Source organism: Lysinibacillus sp. RU7, from assembly GCF_057837305.1.
Map to the genome: position 1 here is coordinate 1 of NZ_JBYQFK010000359.1, position 229 is coordinate 229.

1 protein-coding gene is annotated in these 229 nt (G+C 45.4%); it reads right to left on the bottom strand.

Annotated features, from left to right (window positions below; genetic code table 11):
- Positions 1–229: quinolinate synthase NadA (nadA, locus tag AC3II9_RS22720; RefSeq protein ID WP_489159062.1), on the bottom strand; the 229-nt coding region annotated here is incomplete at both ends.

Genomic DNA, 229 nt, shown 5'->3' on the forward strand with positions numbered 1-229 from the left:
GGCATAAACAACTACGGTATGGTCAGGGTGCTGATCACAAAATGCCGTGAACTCATCGACAGGACAGCCCAAATCTAGTGAGCAGGTTGCTTCAAGTGTCGGCATTAAAATTGTTTTTTCAGGAGACAGAATTTTTGCTGTTTCTCCCATAAATTTGACCCCAGCAACAACCAGTGTTGAGGCAGCATGATCTCGTCCGAAACGGGCCATTTCTAAAGAGTCAGAAACG